18 protein-coding genes and 1 pseudogene are annotated in these 17,143 nt (G+C 61.1%); 13 read left to right on the top strand and 6 right to left on the bottom strand.

Going from position 1 to position 17,143, the window contains the following annotated elements; genetic code table 11:
- Window positions 1-34 precede the first annotated feature (34 nt).
- Genes NVB75_RS21495 through NVB75_RS21485 form a run of 3 tightly spaced genes read left to right on the top strand, consistent with a single transcriptional unit; the run spans window position 35 to window position 3,708 of the window.
- On the top strand, window positions 35-1,843 hold the full coding sequence (locus tag NVB75_RS21495) for an ATP-binding protein (protein WP_258343211.1): 1,809 nt from the start codon (window positions 35-37) through the stop codon (window positions 1,841-1,843).
- Complete coding sequence (locus NVB75_RS21490) at window positions 1,840-3,225, top strand: sigma-54 dependent transcriptional regulator (protein WP_258343210.1); 1,386 nt, start codon at window positions 1,840-1,842, stop codon at window positions 3,223-3,225. Before NVB75_RS21495 ends, NVB75_RS21490 begins: the two co-directional genes overlap by 4 nt.
- Before the next feature lie 27 nt (window positions 3,226-3,252).
- Entirely contained in the window at window positions 3,253-3,708 is a 456-nt protein-coding gene (locus tag NVB75_RS21485; protein ID WP_258343209.1) for a thioesterase domain-containing protein, read from the top strand.
- Window positions 3,709-3,821: 113 nt separating this feature from the next.
- On the opposite strand, the gene cysQ is transcribed toward NVB75_RS21485, so the two are convergent.
- Both cysQ and nudE read right to left on the bottom strand, forming a co-directional pair.
- The gene (cysQ, locus tag NVB75_RS21480; RefSeq protein ID WP_258343208.1) at window positions 3,822-4,658 is read right to left on the bottom strand and encodes a 3'(2'),5'-bisphosphate nucleotidase CysQ; all 837 of its coding nucleotides are present in this window, start codon (window positions 4,656-4,658) and stop codon (window positions 3,822-3,824) included.
- Window positions 4,655-5,221 carry an ADP compounds hydrolase NudE gene (nudE, locus tag NVB75_RS21475; protein ID WP_003213218.1) on the bottom strand — a complete coding sequence of 189 codons (567 nt, stop codon included), beginning with the start codon at window positions 5,219-5,221 and terminating at the stop codon, window positions 4,655-4,657. The genes cysQ and nudE overlap by 4 nt, the downstream gene beginning before the upstream one ends.
- An 87-nt stretch (window positions 5,222-5,308) precedes the next feature.
- Between nudE and yrfG the strand changes: the two genes are divergently transcribed.
- On the top strand, window positions 5,309-5,980 hold the full coding sequence (gene yrfG, locus NVB75_RS21470) for a GMP/IMP nucleotidase (protein ID WP_258343205.1): 672 nt from the start codon (window positions 5,309-5,311) through the stop codon (window positions 5,978-5,980).
- Between the two features lie 111 nt (window positions 5,981-6,091).
- On the opposite strand, the gene lysM is transcribed toward yrfG, so the two are convergent.
- Entirely contained in the window at window positions 6,092-6,532 is a 441-nt protein-coding gene (gene lysM / locus NVB75_RS21465) for a peptidoglycan-binding protein LysM (protein ID WP_258343204.1), read from the bottom strand.
- A 130-nt stretch (window positions 6,533-6,662) separates the two neighbouring features.
- On the opposite strand from lysM, the gene NVB75_RS21460 reads away from it, so the two are divergent.
- From NVB75_RS21460 to NVB75_RS21445, 4 genes are all read left to right on the top strand, one after another.
- Window positions 6,663-7,550: a LysR family transcriptional regulator gene (locus tag NVB75_RS21460; RefSeq protein WP_258343203.1), complete on the top strand. Its 888-nt coding sequence runs from the start codon at window positions 6,663-6,665 to the stop codon at window positions 7,548-7,550.
- Window positions 7,551-7,645: 95 nt separating this feature from the next.
- The gene (fdhD, locus tag NVB75_RS21455) at window positions 7,646-8,485 is read left to right on the top strand and encodes a formate dehydrogenase accessory sulfurtransferase FdhD (protein ID WP_258343202.1); all 840 of its coding nucleotides are present in this window, start codon (window positions 7,646-7,648) and stop codon (window positions 8,483-8,485) included.
- The gene (locus tag NVB75_RS21450) at window positions 8,482-10,830 is read left to right on the top strand and encodes an FdhF/YdeP family oxidoreductase (RefSeq protein WP_063033578.1); all 2,349 of its coding nucleotides are present in this window, start codon (window positions 8,482-8,484) and stop codon (window positions 10,828-10,830) included. Before fdhD ends, NVB75_RS21450 begins: the two co-directional genes overlap by 4 nt.
- Window positions 10,831-11,151: 321 nt before the next feature.
- Window positions 11,152-11,634, top strand: coding sequence for a glycine zipper domain-containing protein (locus NVB75_RS21445; protein WP_008435777.1), 483 nt, complete (start codon window positions 11,152-11,154; stop codon window positions 11,632-11,634).
- Window positions 11,635-11,766: 132 nt separating this feature from the next.
- Here NVB75_RS21445 and NVB75_RS21440 read toward each other — a convergent pair whose 3' ends face one another.
- Entirely contained in the window at window positions 11,767-12,198 is a 432-nt protein-coding gene (locus NVB75_RS21440) for a thioesterase family protein (RefSeq protein WP_258343201.1), read from the bottom strand.
- 23 nt (window positions 12,199-12,221) lie between these two features.
- A complete protein-coding gene (locus NVB75_RS21435; protein ID WP_258343200.1) occupies window positions 12,222-14,159 on the bottom strand; it encodes an ATP-dependent DNA helicase RecQ in 1,938 nt (645 codons plus the stop codon).
- Between the two features lie 209 nt (window positions 14,160-14,368).
- Here NVB75_RS21435 and NVB75_RS21430 point away from each other — a divergent pair, with 209 nt between their 5' ends.
- The 4 genes from NVB75_RS21430 to NVB75_RS21415 all read left to right on the top strand — a co-directional run bounded on the left by NVB75_RS21430 (window position 14,369) and on the right by NVB75_RS21415 (window position 16,126).
- On the top strand, window positions 14,369-14,539 hold the full coding sequence (locus NVB75_RS21430; RefSeq protein WP_017478120.1) for a YhfG family protein: 171 nt from the start codon (window positions 14,369-14,371) through the stop codon (window positions 14,537-14,539).
- Complete coding sequence (locus NVB75_RS21425; protein WP_258343199.1) at window positions 14,539-15,132, top strand: putative adenosine monophosphate-protein transferase Fic; 594 nt, start codon at window positions 14,539-14,541, stop codon at window positions 15,130-15,132. The genes NVB75_RS21430 and NVB75_RS21425 overlap by 1 nt, the downstream gene beginning before the upstream one ends.
- 144 nt (window positions 15,133-15,276) lie before the next feature.
- Entirely contained in the window at window positions 15,277-15,603 is a 327-nt protein-coding gene (locus tag NVB75_RS21420; protein WP_258343198.1) for a hypothetical protein, read from the top strand.
- Window positions 15,604-15,772: 169 nt separating this feature from the next.
- Window positions 15,773-16,126: a DUF1493 family protein gene (locus NVB75_RS21415; RefSeq protein WP_258343197.1), complete on the top strand. Its 354-nt coding sequence runs from the start codon at window positions 15,773-15,775 to the stop codon at window positions 16,124-16,126.
- Here NVB75_RS21415 and NVB75_RS21410 read toward each other — a convergent pair.
- Window positions 16,104-16,208 (bottom strand): annotated as a pseudogene (locus tag NVB75_RS21410) (outer membrane lipoprotein carrier protein LolA); the annotation flags it as partial. The gene NVB75_RS21415 and the pseudogene NVB75_RS21410 sit on opposite strands and share 23 nt — an antisense overlap.
- A gap of 39 nt (window positions 16,209-16,247) precedes the next feature.
- On the opposite strand from NVB75_RS21410, the gene NVB75_RS21405 reads away from it, so the two are divergent.
- Complete coding sequence (locus NVB75_RS21405) at window positions 16,248-17,099, top strand: DMT family transporter (protein ID WP_258348706.1); 852 nt, start codon at window positions 16,248-16,250, stop codon at window positions 17,097-17,099.
- Window positions 17,100-17,143: the final 44 nt, after the last annotated feature.

Below are 17,143 nucleotides of genomic sequence, written 5' to 3'. Positions count from 1 at the left end.
ATAATGCGCCTGTACCCACAGGCGCATGACTCCCATGACTCCACCCCTTCCGCGAAGACCCCGCTGGCGCAGCCTGGCGTTGCTGGCGCTGTGCCTGGCACCGTTGTTGTGGCCGCTGGAGCACTTGGCCGAGCGCTATTACCGCAGCGAACTGGCCGGTCAGAACCGTCAGACGCTGGACCTGTACGTCGCCAACCTGCTGGGCACCCTGCACCGCTACGAAGTGTTGCCACAAATTCTCGGCGACCTGCCGGCCCTGCGTACCGCCATCGACGCCCCCCAGGTCAGCACCAACCTGGTCAACGCCAACCACCTGCTCAAGGACGTCGCCGCCCAGGCCGGGGTGGAAGTGATGTACCTGATGGACACCACCGGCAAAACCCTCGCCGCGTCCAACTGGGACAAGCAGGACAGCTTCGTCGGGCGTAATTTCTCCTTCCGCCCGTATTTCAGCGAAGCCATGGCCGGGCGCCTGGGGCGCTTCTTCGGCCTGGGCACCACCTCGGCCAAGCGCGGCTACTTCTTCGCCGCCGCCGTGCGCGATGGCGACAGGATCATCGGTGTGCTGGTGGTCAAGGTCGACCTGGACCACACCGAAAGCCTGTGGGGCAACACCCCCGAACAATTACTGGTGACCGACCACAACGGCGTGGTGATCCTGACCTCGCGCCCGCAATGGCGATTCCGTGCCACCCGCCCGCTGACGGACGAAGAACGCCGCGCCATCATCGCCATCCAGCCCTACCCGACCCGCGACCCGCAGCCGCTGAACCTCAGTTCCACAGCCTGGGTGCGCCAGTCCACCGACATTGCCGAAACCGGCTGGAAAGTCGAGATTCTCGCGCCGCGTACCTTGATCAGCCGTCCGGTGCGTACCGTGGTCGCTGTGGGTGGCGCCGCCTTGCTGGTGCTGATGCTGTTGCTCGGCCTGATGATGCAGCGCCGCCGTCACTACCTTGAACGCATCGCCTTCGAAGCCAAGGCCCGTCGCGAGCTGGAGATGCGCGTGATCGAGCGGACCAGCGACCTGGAAGGCCTCAACCGCCGGCTGAAGCAGGAAGTGCTGGAGCGCGAACATGCCCAGCAGGAATTGGTGCGGGCTCAGGATGACCTGGTGCAGGCGGGCAAGCTTTCCGCGCTGGGCACCATGTCGGCCAGCATCAGCCACGAGCTCAACCAACCGCTGGCGGCGATTCGCAGCTACGCGGAAAATGCCGGGATTCTGCTCGACCATGAGCGCACCGACGACGCCCGTGGCAACCTCAAGCTGATCAGCGAACTGACCGGGCGCATGGCCTCGATCATCGCCCACTTGCGCGCCTTCGCCCGACGCGACCGGCATGCGCCGGAAAGCGTGGCCCTGCAACCGGCCCTGGACGATGCACTGGCGCTGCTGGCCAAACGGCGGCGGGCGATGGAAGTGGAACTGATCCGCGACCTGCCCGAGGCCACCTTGTGGGTCGCCGCCGGCGAAACCCGCCTGCGCCAGGTGCTGGGCAATCTGCTGGCCAATGCCCTTGACGCCCTGACCGAAAAAGGCCCGCCGCGCAAACTCTGGTTGAGCGCCGAAACCACCGAACAGGGCGTCAACCTGTACATTCGCGACAATGGCCCGGGGTTCTGCATGGAAGCCCTGGGCCGCGCCAGCGAGCCCTTCTACACCACCAAGACCCGCACCCAGGGCCTGGGGTTGGGCCTGGCGATCTGCGACACCCTGATGCGCGCCTTCGGCGGTGAACTGTTGTTCGCTAACCACAAGGAAGGTGGCGCGCTGTTAACCTTGAAACTGCGCGCCGGAGCACCGGGTGTCAGTCTGCAACCGTCCGAGGACCGCAGTGTATGAGTATCGATAACCAGATTCAGGTGGTGTTGATCGACGATGATCCACACCTGCGTCAGGCCCTGTGCCAGACCCTGGACCTGGCCGGGCTGAAAGTCCTGACCCTCGGCGAAGCCCAGGGCCTGACCGCGCGCCTGTCCCGGGACTGGCCGGGGGTTGTGGTGAGCGACATCCGCATGCCCGGCATGGACGGCCTGGAACTGTTGAGGGAGCTCCACGCCCAGGACCCGGAACTGCCGGTGCTGCTGATCACCGGCCACGGCGACGTGCCGCTGGCGGTACAGGCGATGCGCACCGGCGCCTATGACTTCCTGGAAAAACCCTTCGCCAGCGACGCCCTGCTCGACAGCGTGCGCCGCGCTCTGGCCTTGCGCCGCCTGGTGCTGGACAACCGCAGCCTGCGCCTGGCCTTGAGCGACCGCCAACAATTGAGCACCCGCCTGGTGGGGCACTCCCCGCAAATGCTGCGCCTGCGCGAACAGATTGGTGCGCTGGCGGCGACCAAGGCCGACGTGCTGATCCTCGGCGAAACCGGCGCCGGTAAAGAGGTGGTGGCCCGCGCGCTGCACGACCTGTCGAACCGCCGCACCGGCCCGTTTGTGGCAATCAACGCGGGTGCCTTGGCCGAATCGGTGGTGGAAAGCGAGTTGTTCGGCCATGAGCCAGGTGCCTTCACCGGCGCCCAGAAGCGGCGCATCGGCAAGTTCGAATTTGCCAATGGCGGCACGCTGTTTCTCGACGAAATCGAAAGCATGAGCCTGGATGTGCAAGTCAAGCTGCTGCGACTGTTGCAGGAGCGCGTGGTGGAACGTCTTGGTGGCAATCAGTTGATCCCGCTGGATATCCGCATCATCGCCGCCACCAAGGAAGACCTGCGCCAGTCCGCCGACCAGGGCCGCTTCCGCGCCGACTTGTATTACCGCCTCAACGTCGCGCCCCTGCGCATTCCGCCGCTGCGTGAGCGGGGCGAGGATGCGCTGATGCTGTTCCAGCACTTTGCCGACGAAGCCAGCACCCGCCACGGGCTACCGATGAAAGAGCTGCAACCGGGGCAACGCGCGCTGCTGTTGCGTCACAGCTGGCCAGGCAATGTGCGCGAGCTGCAAAACGCCGCAGAGCGTTTTGCCCTTGGCCTTGAACTGGCGCTGGACAGCACCTCGGACAGCCCTTCAGCCAGTGTCCTGACCAGCACCCCCGGGGGGTTGAGCGAACAGGTCGAGCAGTTTGAAAAAAGCCTGATCGCCGCAGAGCTGGCACGCACCCACAACTCCATGCGCAGTCTTGCCGAAGCCCTCGGTGTGCCGCGTAAAACCCTGCACGACAAACTGCGCAAGCACGGACTGAATTTCGCTGACAGCGGCAACAGCCACGCTGACGACGAATGACCCTTTTCCACCTGCCACGAGGCCACCATGAGTCGCGATAGCCGTTACCTGGAATCGATCCTTCACCACGACATTCCCTTGACCCGGGAAATGGGTCTCAAGGTTATCGACTGGCAGGACCGGCGACTGCAACTGCACTTGCCGCTCGACGCCAACATCAACCACAAGAGCACCATGTTTGGTGGCAGCCTTTATTGCGGCGCCGTGCTTGCAGGTTGGGGTTGGTTGCATTTGCAGTTGCGTGAGGAAGGGATCGAAGACGGGCACATCGTGATTCAGGAAGGGCAGATCAGTTATCCGCTGCCGGTGACTACCGATGCGACGGCGATTTGCCAGGCACCGGATGACAAGGTGTGGAAGCGGTTTTTGGCGACCTATAAACGGTATGGCCGGGCGCGCTTGACGCTGGAGACATGGATCGTCAACGAGGGCAGTGAAGAGCGAGCCGTGGCCTTTACCGGGCAGTACGTCCTGCACACATAACAAATGTGGGAGCGGGCTTGCTCGCGAAAGCGGTGGATCAGCCAATACATCTGGTGACTGACACACTGCCTTCGCGAGCAAGCCCGCTCCCACATTTTTGATCGGCGCTGTGTTTAAGACCGGGCCAGAGTCAGCAACCGCTCACGCCACTCCGCTTTAGCCGGCAGTGCTAAAAAGAACGGATTCAACAGCGATTCCCGCGCCGGATAACTGAACGGCTGCCCATTCAATTCCAGCACTTCACCGCCCGCCCCTTCCAGCACACCCTGTGCCGCGGCGGTGTCCCACTGCGAGGTCGGCGCCAGACGCGGGTAGCAATCGGCGCTGCCTTCGGCCAACAGGCAAAACTTCAATGAACTGCCGATGTTCGCCAGCTTCAACTCACCCAATCCGGCGCTTAGGCCCGCGAGCAAGCGGTCCTGTTCAGGGCTCGTGTGGCGACGACTGGCAACCACGGTAAATGCTTCACCCGTCGCCGGTGTCTGGCGCACCTGGATTTGCTTGGGCGCAGCATTCACATCGGAACGCCAGGCACCCAGCCCGGCACCTCCGAAATAGCACCGACCGCTGGTAGGCATCGACACCACACCAAACACCACGCGGCCCTTTTCGATCAGTGCGATGTTGACGGTGAACTCCTCGCTGCCGGAGATGAACTCTTTGGTGCCATCCAGCGGGTCCACCAGCCACCAGCGCTGCCAACCGGCGCGCACGCTCTGGTCAATGTCCGCGTCTTCCTCCGAGAGCACCGGAATGCTCGGGTCCAGGGCAGTCAGCCCTGCGAGGATCAAGTGATGGGCAGCCAAGTCTGCGGCAGTGACCGGCGAATCATCGGTCTTGGTGGTGACGGCAACATCGGCGCGCCAATATGGCAGGATGACCTCGCCGGCCTGGCGGGCCAATTCAATCACGGGGGCAATAAACGGGTGACCCAGGAACAGTTCGCTCATGGCTGGAACGCTCCACGCTGAGTCAACAGGTCGCGCACCAGATACAGCGCCGCCAAGGCGCGGCCCTCGCTGAACTGCTCGTTCTGCGCCAACTGCGAGAGCTCCCGCAGGTTGACCCGGTCGACGCGCATGGGCTCCGGCTCGTCGCCTTCCAGGCGTTCTTCGTACAGCTCGGTGGCCAGTACCACCTGGATTTTCTGGCTCATGTAGCCGGGGGACAGCGACAGCTCGGTGATGTGCTCCAGCTGGCGGGCGCCAAAACCGGCTTCTTCCTTGAGCTCACGGTCTGCTGCCGCCAACACGTCTTCGCCCGGTTCGATCAAGCCCTTGGGCAGTGACAACTCATACTCGTCGGTGCCGCCGCAATATTCTTCGATCAGCAACGCATGGTCCGAGTCGATCATCGCCACAATCATCACCGCGCCATAACCGGCCCCCCTGCCCACCAGGCGCTCGTAGGTCCGCTCCACGCCATTGGAAAAGCGCAATTGCACTTCCTCCACGCGGAACAAACGGCTACTGGCGACTATTTCGCGGGCGAGGACGGTGGGTTTCTGGCGCATGAGCGGCTCCTTGGCGTGATCGGGTTACTATACCGTGGCTTTTCCGATTGTCTGTGTCGGATATCTTTTCTTACATGAGTGTTCTTTATGCCTCCATTGCCCTGGCACGCCATCGACACCGTCCTGCTGGACATGGACGGCACCTTGCTCGACCTGCACTTCGACAACCATTTCTGGATGGAGCACCTGCCCCAGCGCTATGCCGAGTTGCATGGTGTGAGCCGGGCCATGGCCGAGATGGAGTTGCAACCACTGTTCGAGCGTAACGCCGGACAGTTGCAATGGTATTGCCTGGATTTCTGGAGCGCCGAACTCAAGATCCCGGTGCGCGAACTCAAGCTGGAAACCGCGCACCTGATCGCCTTGCGCCCGGATGCCGATACGTTCCTGGCGGCGATCAAACAAGCGGGCAAACGAGTGATCCTGATCACCAACGCCCATCGGGATTCGCTGTCGTTGAAGCTGGAACGCATCGAGTTGGCGCCTTATTTCGAGCGACTGATCAGTTCCCACGACTATGGTTTTGCCAAGGAAAACCCTCAGTTCTGGGACGCCCTGCACGCCGATATCGCCTTCGACCCAGCCCACAGCCTGTTTATCGACGACACCTTGCCGATCCTGCGCAGCGCCCGGGACTTTGGCGTGGGCCACTTGCTGGCGGTGAAGGAACCGGACAGCCGGAAGGGGCCTAAGGACACGGCGGAGTTTGCGGCGGTTGGGGATTACCGGGAATTGATCGTAGGTTTGCAACAACGCTGAAGATCCAATGTGGGAGCGGGCTTGCTCGCGAAAGCGGTGGATCAGTCAATATATTCAGTGGCTGACACACCGCATTCGCAAGCAAGCCCGCTCCCACATTTGGTTCGCGTATTACTCAGGAATACGCAGCGTCTGCCCTGGGTAGATTTTGTCCGGATGGGACAGCAGCGGCTTGTTGGCCTCGAAGATTTTGTTGTACTGGTTGGCGTTGCCATACACCGCCAGCGAAATAGCGCTCAGGGTGTCGCCCTTTTTCACCACGACAAAGCGGGCCGCCGCGACAGCAGGACCGGAAACGGTGATCTGGTCATCAACACTCGCAACGCCGGCAATATTGCCCAGCGCCAGCAGGATTTTTTCTTTCTCTTCCTGGGTGGCGACTTCACCTGTCACGGTCACCTTGTCACCGTCGACGGTGGTTTGCACATTGGGGTTACCCAACCCGACCTTGGCCACGTGCTCTTTTAACTGCTCGCTCGCGTTGGCATTACCCGGTGTCAATAGATCAATCAACTTCTCGCCTGCTTCCTTAACAAAGCTTAAAAGACTCATGGTGCGCTCTCCTTGGGATTTAATTTCCAGATGCCAAAGACTAGACCAGTCCCACAGAATTGGGTTCCAGCCTGACCAAAGACCCAAACACGCTAGAATCCCACCGCATTGGAATAAGCCCGGAGCGAAGATGGACATCAAACAGCTGAAATTCCTCATCGCCCTCGACGAAACCCGTCACTTCGGCCAGGCGGCGGCGCGCTGCCACATCACCCAGCCGACGCTGTCGATGCGCCTGCGCAGCCTTGAGGACGAGTTGCAGTTGCCGCTGGTCAATCGCGGCCAGCGTTTCGAAGGCTTTACCGCCCCCGGCGAGCGCGTGCTGGCCTGGGCACGCACGGTGCTGGCCGCGTATGACGGTTTGCAGGCCGAAGCGGCGGCGTGTCGCGGCAATCTGGTGGGCACGTTGCGCCTGGGGGTGGTGCCGTTGTCGAGTTTCGATCCGCTGGCATTGATGCAGAAGCTGCACAAGGAACACCCCAGCCTGCGCTTTGAGTTGTCCGCGTTAAGCTCCGAACAAATTCTTGAACAACTGGCGAGCAACCGCCTGGACCTCGGCGTGTCGTACCTCGAACGCTTGGACGCCGAGCGTTTCGACTCCCTGGCCTTGGGCGAAACCCGCATGGGCCTGCTGTACGACCAACGGTTTTTCAGCTTCGGCGACAAGCCCCTGAGCTGGGAAGCGCTGATCGAACTGCCCTTGGGCATGCTCACCAGCGGCATGCACTTTCGCCAGTCCATCGACCACAACTTCCACAGCCGCGGCCTCAACCCGCAGCCGCTGTTGCAGACCGATGCCGTCCATCAATTGTTACAAGCCGTGCACGGCGGCCTGTGCTGCGCGGTGATGCCACTGGACGGCGGCCTCGACGCCCTCACCGAGCACTTGCGCCTGCAACCCATTGAAGACGCTCACACACTGGCCCGCCTGGGGCTGATCATGCGCCGCAGTGCGCCACGCTCGGCGCTGGCAGAAGCCTGTTTTGCGCTGTACCAGAAATCGCTGCTGGAACCTTGATCGACGTCATCTATCGGTAGATCAGTACTGACGATTAGACGCGACCCTTTGTCGCGCCTAGTCTTACAGCTGAATACTTCCGGTGGTAATGCCCAATGAACGCCCAGCGCCCAGTTTGCGCGGCGCCCGCCCTCGAAACGCCCGCGCCCGCCGCCAGCCAGAGCTACCAGTTTTGTAATCTCGAACACACCGCATCGGCCAGCACCGCGCTCGCCGAGGAAGTGGCGTTGGCGATTGCCTATAACGACATCAGCCAGGCGGTGATGCTGGTGACGCCAACTGACCTTGAAGACTTCATTGTCGGTTTCAGCATCGGTAGCGGCATTATCGAAGACGTTAGCGACATTTATGACCTGAAAATCAGCGGCTCGGGTTCGACCCAATACGCTCAGGTGCAGATTTCCAGCCGCGCGTTCTGGAATATGAAGCAACAGCGCCGGCAACTGGCGGGCACCAGCGGCTGTGGGCTGTGCGGCGTGGAAGCGGTGGAACAGGCGCTGCCCAACCTCAAGGTGCTGCCCGGCGCGCCCCTGCCGCCCGCCGAATGGCTGGACGGCCTGCGCCAGCGCATCAGCGCGTTCCAACCGCTGGGCCAGTACAGCGGCGCGGTGCATGCGGCAGTGTTCATGAACAATCAGGGCGAATTGCTGCTGGGCCGTGAAGACATCGGCCGGCATAACGCCCTCGACAAGCTGATCGGCGCGCTGATCCGCCAAAAGATTCCGACCGACGGCGGCCTGGCGATTGTCACCAGCCGCTGCAGCCTCGAGCTGATCCAGAAAGTATTGCGCGCAGGCATCCAGACCCTGGTCAGCCTGTCGTCGCCCACCGGCCTGGCCCTGCAATGGGCCCGCCGGCACAACCTCAATCTCATCCACCTGCCGCAGAAAAGTGCGCCGCGGGTCTACAGCCCTGCGATGGAGAATCAACCGTGAGCACTCATCATCAAGCCGACGACAAACCCACCCCGCGCTACAAGCCCTACAAAGGTCCGGCCGGTGGCTGGGGCGCACTGATCAGCGTGGCGCAAGCCTGGCTGACCAGCGACAACGCGCTGAAAAACATCCGCATGATGCTCAAGACCAACCAGAACGGCGGTTTCGACTGCCCCGGCTGCGCCTGGGGTGACTCGCCGGAAAGCGGCATGGTCAAGTTCTGCGAGAACGGCGCCAAGGCTGTTAACTGGGAAGCCACCAAGCGTCGCGTCGACGCGGCCTTCTTCGCCAAGCACAGCGTCAGCGCGCTGCTGGAGCAGAGCGACTACTGGCTTGAGTATCAGGGCCGCCTGACCGAGCCAATGAGCTATGACGCCGAAACCGACCGTTACAAACCTATCAGCTGGGAATCGGCTTTCGACCTGATCGGCAAGCACCTCAATGCGCTGCCAAACCCGGACATGGCCGAGTTCTATACCTCGGGCCGGGCCAGCAACGAGGCGGCTTACCTGTATCAACTGTTTGTGCGCGCCTACGGCACCAACAACTTCCCGGACTGCTCGAACATGTGCCACGAAGCCAGCGGCGTCGCCCTGGCGCAAAGCGTGGGCGTGGGCAAAGGCACCGTGACCTTCGATGACTTCGAACATGCGGACGCGATTTTCGTCTGGGGCCAGAACCCCGGCACCAACCATCCTCGGATGCTGGAGCCACTGCGTGAGGCGGTCAAACGCGGCGCTCAGGTGGTGTGCATCAACCCGCTGAAAGAGCGTGGCCTGGAACGTTTCCAGCACCCGCAACACCCGCTGGAAATGCTCACCAACGGCGACAAACCGACCAACACCGCCTACTTCCGCCCGGCGCTGGGTGGCGACATGGCCATCCTGCGGGGCATGGCCAAGTTCCTGCTGCTGTGGGAACGCCAGGCCCAGGCCGAAGGCAAGGAAGCCGTGTTCGACCACGACTTCCTCAACGAACACACCGCCAACGTGCTGGATTACCTGGGCAAGATCGACGACACCTCATGGGATGAAATCGTCGAGCAGTCCGGCCTGACCCTGGTGGAGATCGAGCAAGCCGCGCGCATGTATGCCAAAGGCAAAAACGTGATCATGTGCTGGGCGATGGGCATCACCCAACATCGCCACTCGGTACCGACCATCCAGGAAATCGCCAACCTGATGCTGCTGCGCGGCAATATCGGCCGCCCCGGCGCCGGCCTGTGCCCGGTGCGTGGTCACAGTAACGTGCAGGGCGACCGCACCATGGGCATCAACGAACGGCCACCGGTGGCGTTCCTCGACTCCCTGGAGCGTCGTTTCCAGTTCCAGGTACCGCGGGACAACGGCCACAACGTGGTGGAAGCAATTCACGCCATGCTCGAAGGCCGCTCCAAGGTATTTATCGGCCTGGGTGGCAACTTCGCCCAAGCTACGCCGGACAGCCCGCGCACCTTTGAAGCCCTGCGCAATTGCGACCTGACCGTGCAGATCAGCACCAAGCTCAACCGCAGCCACCTGATGCACGGCAAGGACGCACTGATCCTGCCATGCCTGGGCCGCACCGACATCGACATCCAGGCCGAAGGCCCGCAAGCCGTGACCGTGGAAGACTCGTTCAGCATGGTCCACGCCTCCAATGGCCAGCTGCAGCCATTGTCGAAACAGATGAAATCCGAGCCTGCGATTCTGGCGGGCATTGCTGCCGCTACATTGGGCAGCAAGCCGGTGGACTGGAACTGGCTGGTGGCCGATTACGACCGCATTCGCGACCTGATCGCCGACACCATTCCAGGCTTCAAGGACTTCAACGAACGCCTGAAAAACCCGGGTGGTTTCTACCTGGGCAACTCGGCCGGCGCCCGTCGCTGGAACACCCCGTCGGGCCGCGCCAACTTCCGCCCGAACATCCTGCCCAAGGACCTGGTGCATGAACGCACCCGCAACACAGGGCAATTGCCGGACCTGATCATGCAGTCGATGCGCTCCCACGATCAGTACAACACCACCATTTATGGCCTGGACGACCGCTATCGCGGGGTCAAGGGTCAGCGGGACGTGTTGTTCGTCAACGAAGCCGACATCATCCGCCTGGGCTTCAAGCCGGGGCAGAAGGCCGATATCGTGTCGATCTGGGATGACGGCCGTGAGCGCCGCGTGAAGGGCTTTACCTTGCTGGCGTTTGATATCCCGGCGGGGCAGGCAGCGGCTTATTACCCGGAGGTGAACCCACTGGTGCCGCTGGAAAGCACCGGGGATGGCAGCCACACACCAACGTCGAAGTTTGTGGCCATCCGGCTGGAAGCGGCGAGCGCGACCGGCTTGATCATGGCGAAGTCGGCCTGAGTGACACCTCATTGTGGCGAGGAAGCTTGCTTCCGTTCGGGTGCGTAGCGCCCGAAGAAATTTTGGGCCGCTGCGCAGCCCAACGGGAGCAAGCTCCCTCGCCACAGCCAGCACCCGAGTTTTCTACGGGCACAAAAAAGGCCGCTTTTGCATAAAAGCGGCCGTTCCGAAGTCAATAAAGACTCGCAAAAACAACTTAAGTTCCCTATAAAAAACAGCAACTTAGAGAATTGTATACAACCTATACCACTGGTCGGGTTTCGATTGTCACCGTCTCGATACAACCTCAGGATCGCGCCGTCATCCTCTTGAGGTTCCTCTATGAAGTTCTCCTCGATTCTCTTGTTGTCCCTTGGCCTGGTCAGTGGCGCAGCCATGGCCGGTGGCACCACCGAAGCCGGTGTGGGCGGCGCATTGGGCGGGGTTCTAGGTTCGGTCGTAGGTCAGCAGTTGGGCGGTAACACCGGTTCAGCCATCGGTGCGGCTCTCGGCGGCGCAGGCGGCAGTGCGGTCGGCGCAGACAAGCGCAGCCGCGGCGAAGCGGCCATTGGCGGTGCATTGGGCGCAGCCGGCGGCAACGTTGTAGGCCGCAGTGTCGGCGGCAGCACCGGCAGCCTGATCGGCGCAGCCGCCGGCGGTGGCGCTGGTGGTGCACTGGGCAACTACATGGGCAACAAGAGCGATGACGATGATCGTCGTTACCGTGGGCGCGATAACCGCCGCTATGACCGCGACGACCATCGCGGGCGCGGCCATGCTTATGGGCATCGCAAGAACAAGCATCACTATCGCCACCACCGGTAATACGCAAATCGAAAGAACACAGCGGGCTTAATGTGGGAGCGGTGGGTCAGTCGCCGGATGTATTGGCTGATACACCGCCTTCGCGAGCAAGCCCGCTCCCACATTTGATTTTCATTGTTTCGCAGATCGTATTTAGACCACCAATCGCTGTAACGCGTCGCGCAACATCCCCGGAATCGCCACCGGCTGGTTCGACGCCCGATCTACAAATACATGCACAAACCTCCCCGCAGCACAGGCATCGTCTTCTCCCGCCTTGAACACCGCCAGCTCATACTGCACCGAACTGTTGCCCAACTTGCCCACCCGCAGGCCAATCTCGATGCGGTCCGGAAAGGCAATCGAGGCGAAGTAGTCGCACGCCGAACTCACCACAAACCCCACTACCTCACCGTCATGAATATCCAACCCGCCCTGCTCGATCAGGTAGGTATTCACCGCCGTGTCGAAGAAGCTGTAGTAGGTGACGTTATTCACGTGGCCATAAACGTCGTTGTCGTGCCAGCGCGTGATGATTGGCTGGAAGTGGCGGTAGTCGGCGCGCTGTGGCATTGAGTCGGACATGGAAAGATCTCGGGTAAGTGAAGTTACAGGTCATTCAAATGAGCTTCGGCCCATTCACGCACCTCGGCGTAGGGATACTCCTCCAGCACAGCAAAACCTGGAATCCCTTTCGCCTTCAACTTGGTAAACAACGGCACGCTGATCCCGCCCAGAAACCGGGTCAAACGCTCAGCGCCCGGCAGGTGGCCGTTGTATTCATGATGCCTGTGGATAAATTCACCGCACAGCGCCTGAAAGTTTTTATCCACAAGCGGCGGTAGGCTCGGCGGCGCCGGCAAGTGGGCGACGTTGCCGTGGCACACCGAGCAGTGCCCGCATTGCCGGGGCGCGTTTTCATCACCGAAGTAATGCGCCAGGCGGTAACCCAGGCACTCCCGCGTCGCGAACAGATCCAGCATGGCGTGAATCCGCGCCACTTCCGTCACCTCGTGCTGCTTGAAGCCTGTGTATAACTCCGTGCTCAGCACCTGTGGATCAAAGTCGGTATTCAGCAGGGCGTAGACCTCGGTCATCTGCTTGCTTTCCATCTCGATCAGGCCCTGTTCCTGGAAATAATCCAGGGCCTTTACCACCCGACTGCGCTCGGCCTGGTGCTGTTGATACAGCACGTCGAAGTCCACCGTCGCCCAGGTTTTTGCCCTTTTACAGACCTGGATAATCGCCGCGACGAACTGCTGCCGCTCGCCGGAAAAGCGCGCCAGTAGTGCTTCAGGTTCAATCAGATACTTGAATCGATATTCAGCATAAAACGCATAGCGCGGCGCGATCACGCCTTTAAGTTCAAGCTGCACCAGCAACGTCTTGAGCGGCAGTTCGCGGATGTTGCTGAGATCCGAAAGCGAGCGGAGTAAAAACTCCCATTGCCCATCACCACGGGCGGCCTGTATTTCCTCCAGGACGCGGCGAATACCTTCCTGTTCCGGTGTGTCGCCGTACACAAAGTTTTCCAGGATATTCAGGCTGTCGCGGTTGGCCAAAACCAGACAGTCAGACGGCTGCCCGTCACGCCCGGCACGGCCGATTTCCTGGCTGTAGTTCTCGATGGATTTGGGCAGGTCGAAGTGCACCACGTTGCGGATATCACTCTTATCGATACCCATGCCGAAGGCGATGGTAGCGACGATGCAATTGGACTGGCCACCCATGAACCGCTTCTGAATGCCCTCGCGTTTATCGTGGGCCAAGCCCGCGTGATAAGCCTCGGCCTGGATACCGTTACGATTCAAATGCTCGGCAATGTGTTCGGCGGTTTTCTGCAACGTGACGTAGACGATGCTCGGCTGATTGGCCCGCGCCTTCATCCATTCCACCAGACGGCGGCGCTTGTCCTGGCCACTGACGGGCTCCACCAGCAGGTTGAGGTTGGAGCGGTAGAAGCCGGTGGTGATCACATCGTCCGGCGCAATGGCGAACTTGGCCTGCATGTCGGCGATCACCTTGGGCGTCGCCGTGGCGGTCAGCAGCAGCGCCTGGGGGATGCGGAACTGACGCTGATAGTCCGGCAGCTTCAGGTAGTCCGGGCGAAAGTTATGGCCCCATTCGGAAATACAGTGGGCCTCGTCCACCACCAGCAGCGAGATTGGCACGCTTTGCAGGAAGTTGCGAAAGCGCTCGTTCTTCAAACGCTCCACGGAAACCATCAGGATTTTCAGCTCGCCCGAACGCGCCCGGGCCATGACGTCATTGGCATCATCGCGGCTTTGGGCCGAGTCGATGCTGCCCGCCGAGATACCGTGGCGCTGCAAGAAACCCAGCTGGTCCTGCATCAGCGCCAGCAACGGTGAAACCACCAACGTCAGATGCGGCAGCAGCACAGCGGAAAGTTGATAGCACAGCGACTTGCCGGAACCGGTGGGGAAAATCGCCGCCGCCGAACGGCCGGCCAGCACAGCGCTAACCGCCGCCTCCTGGCCCAAACGAAACTGTGGATAACCAAAGACCTGTTGGAGGGTGTTGTGCATAAGCTGTCACTCCATTGACCGCTGAACGAGCCCAAAACATAGACCAGCGCATTCAGCGAATCGAGAAAGGTCGCAAGGAAAAAAGAGTCTGGATGATACACAGCCTGGGAAGTGGAGTAGGCACCCGTAAGAAACGTTCCAACCTTACGCAGGACGCATCTCGAAACTCATTGCGCTACAATCAAGCTTCGCACCGAGAGGACGCTGTCATGGCTGAACTGACGTTTGAGCAAAAGCAGGATCACTACCACAAGATCCGCCGTTCCAACTACCTGGCCAGCCTGCGCCTGGAGGGGTTCGACACCCAGCCCGCCGATGTCGACAAACCCCTGCCGACCCGCGAAGCCGTCCTCGCCAAGTACCGCAACACCCCACGCTGATGCTCGACAAATATGGCGTGGGCCAGGACCCGTACTGCTACCCCGGTAGCAGCGTCCTGCGCAACCGCCTCGATTTGTTCGACGAAGAACGCCTGCATCAGGCCGAACGGGAATTGTCTGAAATTGCCGTCGGCAGCCTTCCGCTGTATCCGCCGCCCTACGACCTGGAACGCCTGCAACACATCCACCGCACCCTGTTCGGGGACATCTACGAATGGGCCGGGGAACTGCGTACGGTCAACATCCAGAAAGGCGACACGCTATTCTGCACACCGGAGCGAATTCCGCCCGAGGCCGCCAAGATCATCCAGCACATGGCGCAGGCCAATTGGTTTGTCGGGGTGACGCAGGCAGAGTTGGTGACGCAAATTGCCGAGGCCTATGGCGACCTCAACGTGATCCACCCGTTTCGCGAAGGGAACGGCCGGGCGCAAAGGATTCTGTTCGAGCAGATCATCGTCAATGCCGGGTTTTCGGTGAATTGGTGGCTGGTGAAGAATGCGGCGTGGATACCGGCGAATATCGACGCGGTGGCGTGTGATTACCGGGGGTTGGAGGCGATTTTTGAGCGGTGTATCAGCACCCCGCGCTAGCCCCGATCGTTCCCTACGCTCCGCGTGGGAATGCCGCCACGGACGCTCCGCGTCCCGTCATCCGCGCACGACCCAAGCCATGAACACTGGTGACGCGGAGCGTCACGGGATGCATTCCCACGCGGAGCGTGGGAACGATCAGTAATGACCAACTCGACAGCTAATCGCTACCGCTTTCTTACAACCAACGTTACCGAGACATATCCGCTTCTCATCGACACCGACGCCGCTGCCGAAGACATCCAGGCAGCTGCACACCAACGCATCCGTGCCGCTGCCGACCTCCTAGAGACCCTCTCCTGCCTGACCTATGAACAGGCGGACATCAAAGACATTTCCCACATCACCAACGCACTGTATTTGCTGGTCCAGGATGGCTGTGACCTGCTGGAAGTCGCCCAATACGGCATGATGCAACTCACCACCACCGACGCCGTAAAGCGAACACCACCTGAGCAGCCACACAACTAAAAATGTGGGAGCTGGCTTGCCTGCGATAGCGGAGTGTCAGAAAACACCTCTACCACTGACACACCGCCATCGCGGGCAAGCCCGGCTCCCACATTTGACCAGTTTCGTTTGAAGGATCGCAGCGCCATCGATAAAGTCGGTCGCCTCCACCCACTCTCGCGTATCCACCATGAACCTGGCCCCCAACTTCCCCGAAGACATCGCGATGCAGCAGCTCCTGCAACTGCTGCATGAAGAAATTGGCTTGCCTGAACATAAGACGCTGCGCCTTGAAACGGCCATCAACCTCGACCTGGGCTGCGACGGCGCCGAAGCCAATCAATTGATGGAAGCGCTGGAGCAAGACTTCGCTGTCGACTTGAACGACTACGACGCTTATCGTTATTTCCAACCTCCCGTCTTCGATGTCTTCCTGAAGCACAGAGCCAAAGGCCGCGGCGACAAAATCCCGCTGACCATCGGCATGCTTTACCTGGCTATCAAGGCCCAACGCTGGGACACGCAAGCCCTGGAAAACCTGTAGGAGCGAGCTTGCTCGCGAAAAACCTGAGAGCGCCGCGTTCCCCCTGAAAGCCCGCATTATCGTTAACGACCTTCGCGAGCAAGCTCGCACCTACAACCAAGGACCTTACATGGACGTACTAATGGGCCTGCTGGCCGCCCTGCTCTGGGGCGGCACGGACTTCCTCGTCGGCCTCAACGCCCGAGCCGTCGGCGTCAAACGCGCGGTGTACTTCGGCCAGGCCCTGGGCTTCCTGATCATGACCCTGCTGCTGGTCATATTCCCGGCGTTCCTCGTCAAATCCCTCGCGGCGCCTTTGAGTGTCTGGCTCCTCGGCGCCGCAGCAGCCCTGCTGACCGTCTCCGGCGCCCTCGCACTGTCCAAGGCCTTCGCCCTGGGCAAAGCGGCCATCGTCGCGCCTCTGGTGACGTCCTACGGCGTGGTGACTACTTTGCTGTCATGGGCCAGCGGCGAACACATCAGCCTGAGCCAGCTCGGCTGCATCGCCTTGTGCGTGGTGGGCGTGATCCTCTCCAGCATCCACAAGGACAACGGCGTGCCTCACAACAACTCCAGCAGCGCTATCGGCTACGCGATGCTCGCAGCGTTGCTCTACGGCACCAGCTTCTGGGTGCAGGGCCGCTACACTCTGCCGACGCTTGGCCCGGTCACGATGCTTTGGCTTGGGTATTTGGTGGGCCTGTGCGTCCTGGTGTTGATGGTGCTTAAGATCAAAGACGGCCTGAAAATCCCGCCACTGAAAAACTGCGCAACGCTGACCGGCGCGAGCCTGATGAACCTCGGCGGGTTCTCGGCGTTCTCGTGGGGTGCAATGGCAGGATCGGTTTCGGTAGTGACGGTGATCAGCACCTTATCCGGCGGGATCGCCGCGATCCTGGGGTTTGTGTTTTTCAAGGAACGACTGTCGGCAGTGCAAGTAACCGGTGTTGTGCTGGTGTTGGTCGGAGCCGTGGTTCTGCACCTCGTCGACTGATCCTTCGCCCACAAAAAAGCCGCCCACTAGGGGCGGCTTTTTCA

Source organism: Pseudomonas sp. CBS (assembly GCF_024734645.1).
In the GTDB taxonomy this organism is placed as follows: Bacteria; Pseudomonadota; Gammaproteobacteria; order Pseudomonadales; family Pseudomonadaceae; genus Aquipseudomonas.
The sequence above is the reverse complement of the archived record's forward strand: the minus strand, read 5'-3'. Positions and strand labels throughout refer to the sequence as shown.

What these genes read in the sequence shown, in the direction of transcription:
- NVB75_RS21495 (WP_258343211.1), top strand. Translation starts at nt 35, where the DNA reads ATGACTCCACCCCTTCCGCGAAGACCCCGCTGGCGCAGCCTGGCGTTG.
- NVB75_RS21490 (WP_258343210.1), top strand. Translation starts at nt 1,840, where the DNA reads ATGAGTATCGATAACCAGATTCAGGTGGTGTTGATCGACGATGATCCA.
- NVB75_RS21485 (WP_258343209.1), top strand. Translation starts at nt 3,253, where the DNA reads ATGAGTCGCGATAGCCGTTACCTGGAATCGATCCTTCACCACGACATT.
- cysQ (WP_258343208.1), bottom strand. Translation starts at nt 4,658, where the DNA reads ATGAGCGAACTGTTCCTGGGTCACCCGTTTATTGCCCCCGTGATTGAA.
- nudE (WP_003213218.1), bottom strand. Translation starts at nt 5,221, where the DNA reads ATGCGCCAGAAACCCACCGTCCTCGCCCGCGAAATAGTCGCCAGTAGC.
- yrfG (WP_258343205.1), top strand. Translation starts at nt 5,309, where the DNA reads ATGCCTCCATTGCCCTGGCACGCCATCGACACCGTCCTGCTGGACATG.
- lysM (WP_258343204.1), bottom strand. Translation starts at nt 6,532, where the DNA reads ATGAGTCTTTTAAGCTTTGTTAAGGAAGCAGGCGAGAAGTTGATTGAT.
- NVB75_RS21460 (WP_258343203.1), top strand. Translation starts at nt 6,663, where the DNA reads ATGGACATCAAACAGCTGAAATTCCTCATCGCCCTCGACGAAACCCGT.
- fdhD (WP_258343202.1), top strand. Translation starts at nt 7,646, where the DNA reads ATGAACGCCCAGCGCCCAGTTTGCGCGGCGCCCGCCCTCGAAACGCCC.
- NVB75_RS21445 (WP_008435777.1), top strand. Translation starts at nt 11,152, where the DNA reads ATGAAGTTCTCCTCGATTCTCTTGTTGTCCCTTGGCCTGGTCAGTGGC.
- NVB75_RS21440 (WP_258343201.1), bottom strand. Translation starts at nt 12,198, where the DNA reads ATGTCCGACTCAATGCCACAGCGCGCCGACTACCGCCACTTCCAGCCA.
- NVB75_RS21435 (WP_258343200.1), bottom strand. Translation starts at nt 14,159, where the DNA reads ATGCACAACACCCTCCAACAGGTCTTTGGTTATCCACAGTTTCGTTTG.
- NVB75_RS21430 (WP_017478120.1), top strand. Translation starts at nt 14,369, where the DNA reads ATGGCTGAACTGACGTTTGAGCAAAAGCAGGATCACTACCACAAGATC.
- NVB75_RS21425 (WP_258343199.1), top strand. Translation starts at nt 14,539, where the DNA reads ATGCTCGACAAATATGGCGTGGGCCAGGACCCGTACTGCTACCCCGGT.
- NVB75_RS21420 (WP_258343198.1), top strand. Translation starts at nt 15,277, where the DNA reads ATGACCAACTCGACAGCTAATCGCTACCGCTTTCTTACAACCAACGTT.
- NVB75_RS21415 (WP_258343197.1), top strand. Translation starts at nt 15,773, where the DNA reads ATGAACCTGGCCCCCAACTTCCCCGAAGACATCGCGATGCAGCAGCTC.
- NVB75_RS21405 (WP_258348706.1), top strand. Translation starts at nt 16,248, where the DNA reads ATGGGCCTGCTGGCCGCCCTGCTCTGGGGCGGCACGGACTTCCTCGTC.